Below are 13,150 nucleotides of genomic sequence, written 5' to 3' on the forward strand. Positions count from 1 at the left end.
GAGCCTCGCCACCCGGTGCTGTTGTGAACCTGTGTTATCGTAAAAGTATTGCATCACAGTAAAATCCAACTCATTACCGCATCCCATTGGCGTCGCCATGGAGGTGGCCCTCGTGGTCGCACCCGCGCCTGCATGGCATCGCGGTCCGCGGCCGGACTCGCCGCACAACCGGTGGGTCCGCCCTCTTGCGCACTTGTGCCGGATCGGCGTCAGCCACAGCATCTAACCCGAAATTAGTTGCGAGAAAGCAGAACACGAAATCTTCGGTCACGTTCGGCGGTGCCCGAAAACGCGCGGATCGCGACAGCGGCCATCGGCGCCTTTGGCCGGAGCTCTTCGCCCTCGCCCTGCGGTGCCCGATGCCCCACGAGTTCTGCCGGGTACCCGCACCGTTGGCCCCCGGGGCAAATATTTGGCCACAAAACTGGTTGACGACGCCGTCCGCGAGTGGGTAGCTTCCTATTGTTACCGGCGATCTGTCGACCGCCAAACATCCCAACTCGACTCGGTAGGTGACAAGTGGCTACTACGGTTAACGGACTTGATGTTACGGCTCTTGGAGAGTTCGCCGAGAGCGTGAAGCAGGATCCCGCCAACGGGCGCGTCCAGTTCAATGTGAAAACTCAATGGCAGGGACAGACCCGGACGGTGACCAGCATCGAGTCCTATTCATTAGGCGGTCAGCGTTATCCGCGTAATTTCGAAATAGCCGCGGACGAGCCGGTGGAATTGCTTGGCAATGGCAGTGCGCCCAATCCGCAAGAATTGCTGATGGCTGGTCTTAACGCGTGCATGTCGGTGGGATATGCCGCGGTGGCCGCGACCAAGGGGATTACCGTACGATCGCTGGAAATTGAGACGACGGGCGAACTCGATCTTCGGGGATTCCTGGGCCTAGATGAGGCCGTCAACCCCGGATACGACGAAGTCCACTACACGGTTCGCATCGACGCGGACGCTACCCCCGAGCAGGTCCAAGAGATCCACGAGGCGGTCATGCGGACGTCACCGAATTTCTCCAACTTCGCCAAGGCTATTCACATGGTGCCTAAGGTCGAGATAGTCGGCTCGTAATTAGCGACGTCCGCTCGGCTGCGTTTCCGCGATCCGCCGGCCTAGCCCAGGGTTAGCCCAGGGCTAAGCCGGCGGAATCTTTAAAGCCCTTTTTAGGCCAGCCGACTGGCGTGCGGCTTTGCGTTGTGGGGCAAGCTCCTCAGGGCTTGGGCCACGGGCTGTAGTCGGCGATGAGCTTTTCCTGCGGGGGGCGTTGGCCGGCCGGCACGTGTTGCAGGTTGATGCGGATCCGATACCAAATGGAGCTTGGGCCCCGCATTGCGTCGACGAGGACATCGGCGGGCTGCAGCCATCGGGCCGCGGCGGGGTAGCGCTCCCGCCAGGCGTCCAGCGCGGCCATCGCCTCGGCCCTGGTCTTGGTGCGGGCAATCTCGATGAGCGGCTTCGAGGGGATCCGCCTGCCCAAAGGATTTCTGCCTGTTCCTCGTGGTGGCTTTTCCGCCGGACCCAATTCTTCGGCCAGGGCCAGCAGACCGTCGAGACCGCCAACGCTGCCGTCCATACCCGCCCAGGGGTCGCCGATGGTGGCGAGCCGCGGTGGCACGCTGGCCATGGTGAACGCATCCGGGCGGCAGCTTGCGACCTCGTCCCACTGCAGCGGTGTGGACACCCGGGCATCGGGGGTGGCCCGCACCGAATACGCCGAGGCGACGGTGCGGTCGTAGGCGTTTTGGTTGAAGTCGACGAACACGCCCTGCCGTTCCTCTTTCCACCAGCGGCTGGTGGCCAATTGAGGTGCGCGCCGCTCGACTTCACGCGCGATGGCCTGGGCGGCCAGCCGTACCTGAGGAAACAGCCAGCGGCGGTCGATGCGAGCGTATATATGGAAGCCCCGCGATCCCGAGGTTTTCGGCCACCCGGTAAGACCGTGATCCTGTAGGACCTCGCGCGCCAAAAACGCGACATCGATGACCTGCTGCCACCCAACCCCGGGCATCGGATCCAAGTCGATCCGCAATTCGTCGGGATGATCGAGATCCCCGGCGAGCACCGGATGCGGATTGAGGTCGATGCAGCCAAGATTGATAACCCACGCCAGCCCGGCGGCGTCGTGGATGACCACTTCGTCGGCCGAGGTTCCCGAGGCGTAGCGCAGTTCGGCCACATCCACCCAGTCCGGCCGCTTCGCCGGCGCACGCTTTTGAAAGATCGCCTCTTGCCCGATGCCCTTGACGAAGCGTTTGAGGATCATCGGGCGTCCGGCCACGCCGCGCAGCGCGCTCTCGGCGACGGTCAGGTAGTAGCGAATCACGTCGAGCTTGGTGTAGCTTGGCCGGCCGTCGCCGCCAGGGAAAATCACCTTGCCCGGGTGCGTGATCCTGACCTTTCGTCCGTCCACCTCCAGTGACAGCGGGCCGGTCACGGGCCTCATGGTAATTGCGGGCAATATTGCCGCCGCGGCGCGACCTGAGTCACATATTGTGAGGCCATGCCCAATCTCACCGACTTGCCCTCACAGGCGCTCGCCAGCGTCACGGCCAAGCTTCGCGGATACGCCGAGCGCGGCGCGGCCGAACTGCATTACCTGCGCAAAATCATCGAGGCGGGGGTGTTCGCACCGCAACCGCCGCAGAACTACGCGGCGATGGTCATGGACATTCGGCGCTGGGGTGAAATCGGCATGATGCCGGCGGTCAACGCCCGGCGCGCCCCGAGCCGGGTGGCGGTCATCGACGAGGAGGGTTCCTTCACCTACAAGGAGCTCGACGAAGCCGCCAACGCGGTGGCTCACGGCCTGCTCGCCAAGGGTGTGCGCGGCGGTGACGGCGTAGCGATCCTGGCCCGCAACCACCGCTGGTTTCTCATCGCGAACTACGGCTGCGCCCGCGTCGGCGCCCGCATCATCCTGCTCAACAGCGAGTTCTCCGGCCCGCAGATCAAAGAGGTCGCCGAACGGGAAGGCGCCAAACTGATCATCTATGACGACGAGTACACCAAGGCCGTCGGCCTGGCCGACCCGCCGTTGGGCAAGCTGCGCGCCCTGGGCGTCAACCCGGACAGCGACGAACCGTCGGGCAGCGTCGACGAGACCCTGGCCGAGCTCATCGCCCGCAACAGCACAAAACCGGCCCCCAAGGCGACCAGGCACGCCTCGATCATCATCTTGACCAGCGGCACCACCGGCACCCCCAAAGGCGCGAACCGCAGCACCCCACCGACACTGGCGCCCATCGGCGGCATCTTGGCGCACGTCCCGTTCAAGGCCGGCGAGGTGACGTTACTGCCGGCGCCGATGTTTCACGCGCTGGGCTATCTGCACGCCACCATCGCGATGTTTTTAGGGTCGACGCTGGTGCTTCGGCGGCGGTTCAAACCGGCCGCGGTGCTGGAAGACATCGACAAGCACAAGGCGTCCGCTGTGGTCGTCGTGCCGGTGATGCTCTCGCGGATGCTCGACGCGCTGGAAAAGATGGAGACTAAGCCGGATTTGTCGAGCCTGCGGATCGTGTTCGTGTCCGGATCGCAGTTAGGCGCCGAGCTGGCCACCCGCGCGCTGCAGGACCTCGGCCCGGTCGTCTATAACATGTACGGCTCGACCGAGGTCTCGTTCGCCACCATTGCCGGACCAAAAGACCTGCAGCGCAACCCCTCAACCGCCGGGCCGGTCGTCGCGGGCGTGAAGGTCAAGATCTTCGACGACAACGGCAACGAGGTACCCCAAGGGCAGGTCGGGCGGATCTTCGTCGGCACCACTTTTCCGTTCGCCGGCTACACCGGCGGTGGCGGCAAGCAGATCATCGACGGGCTGCTGTCCTCGGGTGATGTCGGCTACTTTGACGAACACGGTCTGCTTTACGTCAGCGGTCGCGACGACGAGATGATCGTCTCCGGCGGCGAAAACGTTTTCCCCGCCGAAGTTGAGGATCTGATCAGCGGGCACCCGGATGTGGTGGAGGCCACCGCCATCGGTGTCGAGGACAAGGAATGGGGCGCGCGGCTGCGCGCATTCGTGGTCAAGAAGCCGGGTTCGGCTCTCACCGAGGACGACGTCAAAACCTACGTGCGGGATCACCTGGCCCGCTACAAAGTTCCCCGCGACGTGATATTTCTCGATGAACTGCCGCGCAACCCCACCGGCAAGATTCTCAAACGCGAGCTGCGCACCCTCGATGTGCGCTAACAGCGTTCGCGCCGCAACCTGAAGGGCTGGACCGGGGTCGGCGCGCTTCGTCGCCGGCGGGGTCGGCTTGCCCGGCTCCTGTGCCCGCCGCTTCGCGGCGCGCTTCGTCGCCGGGCTGGGTCGGCTTGCCCGGCTCCTGTGCCCGCCGCTTCGCGGCGCGCTTCGTCGCCGGGCTACGGGTCGCGGGGCAGGCCGAGGAGGCGCTCGGCGATGATGTTGAGCTGTATCTCCGAGGTGCCGCCGTAAATGGTGGTGGCCCGGCTGGCCAGCAGGTATTCGCCCCACTTACCGGGCAGCTCCGCAGGGTCGCCGATCGCGCCGTCGGTGCCAAATGTGGAGAAAGCGAACTCGGCGTAACCCTGAGCGGTGCGCATCGAAAGCAGCTTGGAGATCGCCGCCGAGGGCATGGCGTCTCCGCCGGACAGCGTCAGCAGCGTGGAGCGCAGGTTGAGCAGCCTGACGGCGTGGCCCTCGGCGATCAACCATCCGGCCCGGTGTTGCGCGACCGGGTCGAACTGGCCGCCGCGGATGAACTCCACGAACTCCTCGAGGTTGGCCAAGAATGGAGCTTCGCTGCTGCCTATCGAAACCCGTTCGGCGGTCAGCGTGTTACGACTGACCTCCCAGCCCCGGTTAACCTCGCCGAGCACGCAGTCGTCGGGCACGAAAACGTCGTCGAGGAAAACGGTGTTGAACATCTCGCGCCCGGTGAGCTCACGCAGCGGTTTCACCTGCACGCCTTCGCTTTTCATGTCAACCAAAAAGTAGGTGATGCCGTTGTGCTTCGGGGCTGATGGATCGGTGCGCGCCAATAGGGCACCCCAGTGGGAGAACTGCGCAGCCGTCGTCCAAATCTTCTGCCCGGTGATGCGCCAACCGCCGTCGACCCGAATGGCCTTGGTGGTCAGCCCAGCCAGGTCGGATCCGGCTGCAGGCTCGGAAAACAGCTGGCACCAAAGTATTTCGCCGCGGAAGGTGGGCGGCAGGAACCGTTGTTTTTGCTCCTCGGTGCCGAATGCCACGATAGACGGAACGATCCACGACGCGATACCGATCTGCGGACGTCTGACCCGCCCGGTGGTGAATTCCTGGGCGATGATGACCTGCTCGACGGGGCTGGCCGCGCGGCCCCACGGTCGAGGCAGGTATGGCAGCACCCACCCGCCCTCGGCGATGGCAACCGTGCGCCGCTCACGCGGCATCGCTTTGAGCGCGGCGACCTCGGCGCGGATCTCGGCCCGCAGTTTCTCGGTTTCGGGGTCCAAGCCGATGTCGACCTTACGAATGCCCGTGGTGGTGGCGGTGTGCACCACCCGCTGTGCGTGCTCGGCCCCGCGGCCGAACGACGCGGCCAGCAGCAGCGCACGCCGGTAGTAGACGCCTGCGTCGTGTTCCCAGGTGAACCCGATGCCGCCATGCACCTGGATGCAATCCTGGGTGCAGCGCTGCGCCGCCGCCGGGGCGAGCGTCGCGGCCACCGAGGCGGCGAACTCGACCCCCGTGGTGGCGTCCCAGTTATTTTCGCGGGCTTCATCGATCGCGCGAGCGGCATCCCAGACCGCCGCGGTGGCCCGCTCGGTGTCGGCGATCATCTCCGCGCATTTATGCTTGACGGCCTGGAACTGGCCGATTGGCCGGCCGAATTGCTCGCGGATCTTGGCGTAGGCCGCCGCGGTGTCGGTCGCCCACCGCGCCACCCCCACGGCCTCCGCGGCCAGCAGCGTCGACATCAGTGCCCGCGCGACGGGACCGCCCAGATTGCTCAAGACCGCGTCATCGCCGACCCGGACCGCGTTGGCTCGCACATGCGCAATCGGCCGCAGCGGATCGATGCTCTTCACCGGTTCGATATCCAGCTGCTCGGAGGGCAACATCACCCACTTTTCACCCCTGTCGATCGCGACCGGCAGCACCAGCAGCGACGCCTGTGCGGCCGCGGGGACGGCTCGGGCTTCGCCGCGGATCACCAGCGCCTCGCCGTGGCAGGTGGCGGTGAGCCCCGAATCCCGAGCGTAGGCGGCGATCACCGCGCCGGACGCCAGATCGCCGAGCACCTTGGTGTCCGGGTCGTGCGCCGAGATCAGCGCACTGGCGATCGCCGACGGCACGAACGGGCCGGGCACCGCGCCGTAGCCGAACTCGACCAGCACCACGGCCAACTCGAGGATGCCGAAGCCCTGGCCACCGACGGACTCGGCCAAATGCACACCCTGCAGGCCTTGATCGGCGGCGGCCCGCCAGTACGGTGGGGGATTGTCGAACGGGGTCTCGGGTGTCGCTTCCAAAGCCGCGTGCAGGACCTCCGACGGTGTGACCCGCGCCACCAGGGATCGCACCGAATCGGCTAACTGCTGGTGCTCAGAGGTAATCCCAATAGGCATTGTTCGCCTTTCGTTGCCGTTGCCGGGTTTGTACCAGGCCCTCGCTGCCCGGCCCTCGTGTTCCGGCCACCTGCCTCAATCTAATAACCGGTCGGTTGGTTGACGATAGTGGCTAAAGGTCGCGGACAATATCGGGAAACATACGTTCTCAGAATCAAGGGAATCAGTAGAGCAATGACGATCAGCGAGCCGATCCCGCACGTCGAACGCGCGATTGCCGATCCGCCCGACCCCCGGCGCGCACGCCGGCCCAGGTCGCGGCGGTCTGGCATCGACGACGGCTTGACAGGTCTCGCGCTGCTGGCCGGACCGGCCAACGTGATCATGCAGCTCGCGCGGCCCGCAGTCGGCTACGGCGTGCTGGAAAGCCGCGTCGAAAGCGGCCGGGTGGACCTGCACCCGCTCAAGCGGGCGCGCACCACCTTCACCTACCTCGCGGTGGCCATCGCCGGAAGTGACGCGCAGAAGGCGGCCTTCCGCCGGGCCGTGAACCGCGTGCACGCCCAGGTGCACTCCACGCCGGAGAGCCCCGTGGAGTACAACGCCTTCGATCCCGAGCTGCAGCTGTGGGTGGCGGCGTGCCTGTACAAGGGCGCGGTCGACGTGCACCGGATGCTCATCGGTGAGCTGGACGGCCGGGACGCCGATCGGCACTACCGCGAGGGCATGGCGCTGGGCACCACCCTGCAGGTGCCACCGGAGTTGTGGCCGGCGGATCGGGCCGCCTTCGACCGGTACTGGCGGGAGTCGCTGGAAAAGGTGCATCTCGACGATGCGGTGCGTGACTATCTCTATCCGATCGCCGCGGCCCGGCTGCGCGGGGTGACACTGCCCGGTCCGCTGCAACGCTGGTCGGAGAGCGTCGCGCTGCTGATCACCACCGGCTTTTTGCCGCAGCGATTTCGGGACGAGATGCGGCTGCCCTGGGACGCCGCCAAGCAGCGGCGCTTCGACCGGCTGATGACAGTGCTGCGCACGGTTAATGTGTTGATGCCCCGGCTTGTTCGCCGGTTTCCGTTCAACGCGCTGCTGTGGGACCTGGAACGGCGAATCAGGACCGGCCGACCGTTGGTGTGATCGGGATAGCGATCGCGCGACACGGGCTCGGGTAGCGGCTCACCTGGTCCGTCGTCGCAGAGTGCACCCAACAGTGTGCGATACCAGCGGTCGCTTCGGTTTTCTGCCTGGGTACGCAATGAGTGCCGAAAGACCACTACTCGTGAGTTATTAACCGGCTCTTCGCAGCATCGACTTCGGCCTTGATACATGAGAACTTCTGTTCCTGTTCACCGTGACGCGGTCGCAGATTTCGGGTCGTGTCGCGACTAATTATTCATGCCAACAAAACATTTGGCGGTGTTGCAGCGGGACACCGGACTCGAAGCAATCGACCGCGCCGGCATCTCCCGGTTTCAGTGGAAGATCATGTTCATATCGGGTATGGGCTTTTTTACCGACGCCTACGACCTGTTCGTCATTGGAATCGTGGTGTATCTGGTCAAACCGGAGTGGCACCTCTCCATTTCTCATGTGGCGTAGCTCAATTCCGCAACATTGCTGGCATCGGCGCTGGGAGCGATCATCTTTGGTCGCGTTGCCGACATCCTGGGACGAAAACGAATCTACGGGTACGAGGTGCTGATCCTGGCCGCCGGAGCCATCGCTTCGGCGCTTGCGCCGACCTTCACCTGGCTCCTGGCGTTCCGCGCCATCCTAGGTATCGGCATCGGCGGCGACTACCCGGTGTCGGCCACCATCATGAGCGAGTACTCGGGCAAGCAGAACCGTGGGCGGATGATCGGGCTGGTGTTCGCGATGCAGGGTGCCGGTCTCATCGTCGGCCCGCTGATCGCCGCGGCACTGCTTGCCGCCCACATCCCGGCCGGCATCACCTGGCGCGTCCTGCTCGCGTTGGGTGCGATCCCGGGGCTGGCGGTGTTCTACCTGCGCCGCAAGATTCACGAGACACCACGCTTCGCGCTCGCCAGCGGGGCCACCCAAGAGGCGAAGGCGGCAATCGCCGCGGCGACCGGTGAGGCGGTGGCAACGCCGGCGGTCGGGGACGCAGTGATCCGCCTGCCTCATGGCGCATTGGACGGATTCGCGATCCTGTTTCGTAATCCGCGACTGTTGAAGTGGCTGATTGGGACTTCGGCTGCGTGGGCGCTGATGGACTTCTGTTACTACGGCAACAGCATCTCCACGCCGGAGATCCTGTCTCTGATCAACAGGCACGGCACCGAGCTGGATAACGTGCTGATCCAGCTGGCGATCTTCGCGGTGTGCGCGCTGCCCGGATACATTCTGGCGATCCTGCTCATGGACCGAACTGGCCGCAGAAGCATCCAGACGCTGGGATTTGGCGTCATGGGACTGATGTTCCTGCTGATCGGCCTCGTCCCGGCAGTGACGGTGACCGTGGTGCCTTTCGTCCTCTTGTTCGGTGTCAGCTACTTCTTCACTCAGTTCGGACCTAACACCACGACCTTTGTCTACCCGGCCGAGATCTTTCCCGTCGAGGTTCGCACCACCGGACACGGGATCTCGGCTGCGGCGGGCAAGCTCGGTGCGTTCATCGGTGCGTTCTTGTTCCCGGTCTTCATCGCAGCGCCGATGGGTATCAGGGGCGCTCGTGATCGCGGGCATCGTGGCCATCATCGGCATGGCGGCCACCGTGGCGCTGCTGCCCGAACCCAAGGGCAGGAGCCTGGAGGAGTTGGAAGACGAAGCGCACGCGCTCGCACCCCGCGAGGTCATATGGGAGGCAGTGGCATGAGTTACCGCATCGTCGTCGGCATCGACGCTTCAACCCACAGCGCCGCGGCGCTCCGCTGGGCCGTGCGGCACGCCGCCGGTCGTCAGGACGCCGTGGTTATCACGGTACTTGCTTGGCAGATGCCGCTGGTGTCCAACCCGGCAGCATTCGATCGCGAAGCGCTGCAACGTACCTACGAAAAGTTGTTGGCCGAAACGGTCAGTGAAGCGCTGCCGTCACCGGGCTTGCCGGTAGGCCGCTGCGCGGTATTGGGCGACCCGATCGACGTTTTAGTGGAAGCGTCACGCGACGCGCAGCTGTTGGTGGTGGGCAGCCGCGGACGCTCACCCTTCGCAGGTGTCATACTCGGCTCCGTCAGCCAGGCATGCGCGGCCCGAGCCGCATGCCCGGTGGTGGTGGTCAAAGAACCCAACGCGGACGGCCGGGAGACAGCTGGCGCACTGCCCCACGCGCGGGCGACTACGCGCATCGCACCTGCTCACTCGAGCCTGGCTACTCCGGAATCGAACGATCTGGAAGCGCTATCGCCGTTGACACCTCCGGTCGGCTCGCAAAGGGACGGCACCCAGCCGCGCTGAATTCCGGACCGTCGGCGCCCTGCGATCCTCTTAGCTCCTGCCAAAGCCGGTGGCGGGTGGTGGCGATACGGCGTGCAGGGATTGGAACGTGGGCATGCCGCGCACGTGGGGCCGGCTTCCACTGATCACGCCCGGCTTTCAGCGGGATGGCGCCCGCCCAACGCGCAGTCGGCCCGGCGGTCAGGTGCCGTGTCCGGTCGCCCCAGGCGTCCTTGTCGTGACTGAGACCCGTGAGCAGCCGCGCCGCCAGATCAGCTTCATCTACCCGGTGCGCACAGCCTTGAGCGCGATGTCGCGCTGCTGTCAAGGGACGTGGGGAACTGCCCAGAGGGCGTCATGAGAACTGCCCGCTGGTGGCCTGCGCCGACTCCGCACCCGCACCACCGTCCGCCTGCCTTAGCGGGCCAGCTTCCATGCCGAGCGGCCTGACGATCCCACTCGGACTCCCGACCCAGGGTGGGCACCCGCGCATTCTGCCCGGACACCTCGATCAAAGGCCTCGCTTCTCGCACCTAGTTCGACATGTTAGGTTAAGCAATACTAATTTTATCGAGCCTACCCTTAGTACGGGTGAGAGCCTTAGTGACGGTGCGAGGATCAATTGCGTGCAAGTGGCCTAGGTGGGTCTAATGGATTTCGCCAATCTCGCCCGCTGGACGCCGGTCAGGGTGGATTTTTCCGGAGCCGCCCCGGCGGTCGACTGGGCTGATCTGTCGGGGGAGCGTTTCACCGAACCGTTCTTCGACCAGACCGTCGCCCTCTGGGCGTGCAGCCCGCGCGCCCGGCCGCTCGTCAGGACGGGGCTGGACGCACTCGTCGCACTCGACGACGAGCCATCGCTCGAGCCGGCGGGCATGATCTTTCACCTCTCGCGGTGCGGATCCACGCTCGTATCCCGGCTCCTGGGCACACTTCCCGGCGTCGTTGTCCTCGCCGAGCCGTCGCCGCTCAACTCCCTCCTCGGGCTTGATCCCGGTCGGGTCGACGAAGGTGAGTTGGTCCGGCTCGTGCGGCTTCTGATCCGAGCGCTCGGCCGATGTCGGCACCACGACGAATATCACCTGGTGCTCAAGTGCACGAGCTGGAACATCCGTCGACGCGCGGTCATCGCCGCCGCCTTTCCCGAAACGCCTTGGGTCTGGGTGCAGCGGGACCCGGTACGCATCCTGGCCTCACTCCTCGCCACACCGCCGCGGTGGGTGGGGCTGCAGGCCGCGCCCGCCGGAGTCGCGCGGCTTTTCGGCCTTGATCCTGCCACCGTCCCGGTCATGACCCGCGCTGAGTTCGCGGCCCGCGCGCTCGGCGCAATGCTGGAGGCAGCCGCGAGCGATCCGGTGCGACGCCTCTGCATAGACCATGCCGACCTGCCCGGCGCGATTTGGCAGCGCGTCGCCCCGCATTTCGGACTCGAGGTCGATCTTTCGGCAATTGAACGCATGATCGAAGAGTCTCGTTTCTACGCCAAGGACCTAACACCGCGGGTCTTTGCCCATGATGACCCGGAGCATCGCCCGATCACCGATGCCATGCGGGAGGCTGCCCAGCGCTTCGCCGAACCGGGCTACCGCATGCTCGCGTCGCACGCCTAGACGGTATGACGAGGCTGGGGCCTCGCTGACCGGAAAACACTCAAGGTGACCACAAGTTGGTGAGTGCGGTATTGGGCGACACGCCGCTGTTAAGAGGCGAGATCGGCTGCTGCGGTATGTGATTGAGGGTCTCGGTTTAGGTTAGGCGGCGGCCTGCAGGGTGACTCGGTAGCCCATCGCGGTCAGTTGTGCGATGTGGTTGCGTACCCGGCGTTCGACGGCGACGCGGTTGGTGTGGTAGTCGGAGCCGAGGTCGCAGAAGCGGGCGGCCGGGTTGGAAAGCAGATGCCAGATGACGACCAGGATGGAGCGGGCGACCGCGACCAGGGCTTTGAGCTTGCCGCGGCGTTTAACGATGCGCCGGTAGCGTTCGCCCAAGAAGGTGTCGGTTTTGGCGGCCGCGACCGCGGCCTCACCGAGCGCGCCTTTGAGGTAGGGGTTGCCTTTGCCGGTCTTGCCGCCGCGGGTGATTGGCCCGGACTGGATGGTGCGTGGGCACAGCCGCGCCCACGACACCAGATGCTCAGGTGTGGGAAATCTGCTCATATCCAGTCCGATCTCGGCGATGATCGCCTGCGCGGCGCGTTGGCCGATGCCCGGGATCTCATCAAGGCGGCCGATGACACCTGGCAGGTCATCGGCCGCCGGGGCGGGATCGAGCGGGGCCGAATCGCTGCCGCCGGCGTCAGGATCGGCGTCGGTGCCCGCACCCGCGCTGGTGCCGGGCCCATCGCCGCTGCCGGAGGAATCGATGGCCACAGCATCGTCGGGCAGCTCGGCGATCAGCTCCTCGATGCGCGCGGTCAGGGTGTCGATCTGGGCGCACAGTGCATCGATTTGGCCCAGCAGCATCCGCGCCAGTTCGGCGTGATGGTCATCAAAACGGCCGTCGAGCGCGGCGATCAGCTCCGATCGCTTGGTTTTCATCCGCCCCCGCGCCAGGTCGGCCAGCCGGCGCGGGTCGCGCTGCCCGGCGATGAGCGCCTCGATCATGTCCCGAGTGGACAGGGTGTCCAGCGTGGAGGCCACCGCCGACACCTTGATCGCGGCGTCCTCGAGCAGCTTTTCCAGCCGCTGCCAGTAGCGCGAGCGTTCCCGGGTCAGGTCTTCGCGTAGCCGGGTGTAGTCCCGCAGCCGCCGGATCGGCGCCGGCGGCACGAAACTTGGCCGCAGCAGGCCTTTCTCGGTCAGCTTAGCCAGCCAGACAGCGTCGAGTTTGTCGGTTTTAGGCCGGCCGGGCACGTTCTTGACATCGCGGGCGTTGACCAGCTGCACATCCAAACCCTGGTCTTCGAGCAGGTAATACCAGATCCGCCAATAGTCCGAAGTCGATTCGACAGTCACCTTCTCGATACCCTGCTGCCTCAGCTGCTGGGCCAATTCTCCGATCGCGCCGGTGCGTGCAGACACCTCCCACACCCGAGAAAACCGCCTCCCGGACTTGCCGGGCAGCCGCACACACACTGTGCCGGTCACCTTGGCCACGTCGACCGCCGCGGCCCGCTTGATCACCACCTCATGGTCGCCGTCGGGAATCTCCTGCGGCGTGGCTGTCACTACCTGCTTCTGCTTGCTCCTGCGTCGTGCCGCCACTTCTGTTACCCTCCCATCGAATCCATCCATATCGGGTG

9 protein-coding genes are annotated in these 13,150 nt (G+C 65.4%); 6 read left to right on the forward strand and 3 right to left on the reverse strand.

All coding sequences use genetic code 11. The features are described from left to right. Nucleotides 1-519 precede the first annotated feature (519 nt). Nucleotides 520-1,074, forward strand: a complete 555-nt coding sequence (locus MSM1_RS22670) for an OsmC family protein (protein WP_213440966.1) — start codon at nucleotides 520-522, stop codon at nucleotides 1,072-1,074. A 139-nt stretch (nucleotides 1,075-1,213) separates the two neighbouring features. On the opposite strand, the gene MSM1_RS08055 is transcribed toward MSM1_RS22670, so the two are convergent. Next, nucleotides 1,214-2,446 (reverse strand): DNA polymerase domain-containing protein, encoded by a 1,233-nt coding sequence (locus MSM1_RS08055; protein WP_213440967.1) that lies wholly within the window; start codon nucleotides 2,444-2,446, stop codon nucleotides 1,214-1,216. A 57-nt stretch (nucleotides 2,447-2,503) separates the two neighbouring features. On the opposite strand from MSM1_RS08055, the gene fadD2 reads away from it, so the two are divergent. Continuing rightward, nucleotides 2,504-4,195: a long-chain-fatty-acid--CoA ligase FadD2 gene (gene fadD2, locus MSM1_RS08060; RefSeq protein ID WP_213440968.1), complete on the forward strand. Its 1,692-nt coding sequence runs from the start codon at nucleotides 2,504-2,506 to the stop codon at nucleotides 4,193-4,195. 173 nt (nucleotides 4,196-4,368) lie between these two features. Here fadD2 and MSM1_RS08065 read toward each other — a convergent pair whose 3' ends face one another. Continuing rightward, nucleotides 4,369-6,576: an acyl-CoA dehydrogenase gene (locus tag MSM1_RS08065; protein WP_213440969.1), complete on the reverse strand. Its 2,208-nt coding sequence runs from the start codon at nucleotides 6,574-6,576 to the stop codon at nucleotides 4,369-4,371. 174 nt (nucleotides 6,577-6,750) lie between these two features. On the opposite strand from MSM1_RS08065, the gene MSM1_RS08070 reads away from it, so the two are divergent. From MSM1_RS08070 to MSM1_RS08085, 4 genes are all read left to right on the forward strand, one after another. Beyond that, entirely contained in the window at nucleotides 6,751-7,653 is a 903-nt protein-coding gene (locus tag MSM1_RS08070; protein ID WP_236054799.1) for an oxygenase MpaB family protein, read from the forward strand. 258 nt (nucleotides 7,654-7,911) lie between these two features. Then, a complete protein-coding gene (locus tag MSM1_RS08075) occupies nucleotides 7,912-8,115 on the forward strand; it encodes a hypothetical protein (RefSeq protein WP_213440970.1) in 204 nt (67 codons plus the stop codon). A gap of 15 nt (nucleotides 8,116-8,130) precedes the next feature. After that, nucleotides 8,131-9,930 carry an MFS transporter gene (locus MSM1_RS08080; protein WP_213440971.1) on the forward strand — a complete coding sequence of 600 codons (1,800 nt, stop codon included), beginning with the start codon at nucleotides 8,131-8,133 and terminating at the stop codon, nucleotides 9,928-9,930. 629 nt (nucleotides 9,931-10,559) lie between these two features. Further along, nucleotides 10,560-11,519, forward strand: a complete 960-nt coding sequence (locus MSM1_RS08085; RefSeq protein ID WP_213440972.1) for a hypothetical protein — start codon at nucleotides 10,560-10,562, stop codon at nucleotides 11,517-11,519. A gap of 141 nt (nucleotides 11,520-11,660) precedes the next feature. Here MSM1_RS08085 and MSM1_RS08090 read toward each other — a convergent pair whose 3' ends face one another. After that, on the reverse strand, nucleotides 11,661-13,076 hold the full coding sequence (locus tag MSM1_RS08090) for an IS110 family transposase (RefSeq protein ID WP_213440973.1): 1,416 nt from the start codon (nucleotides 13,074-13,076) through the stop codon (nucleotides 11,661-11,663). Between the last annotated feature and the right edge of the window lie 74 nt (nucleotides 13,077-13,150).

The organism is Mycobacterium sp. SM1, assembly GCF_018361265.1.
In the GTDB taxonomy this organism is placed as follows: Bacteria; Actinomycetota; Actinomycetes; order Mycobacteriales; family Mycobacteriaceae; genus Mycobacterium.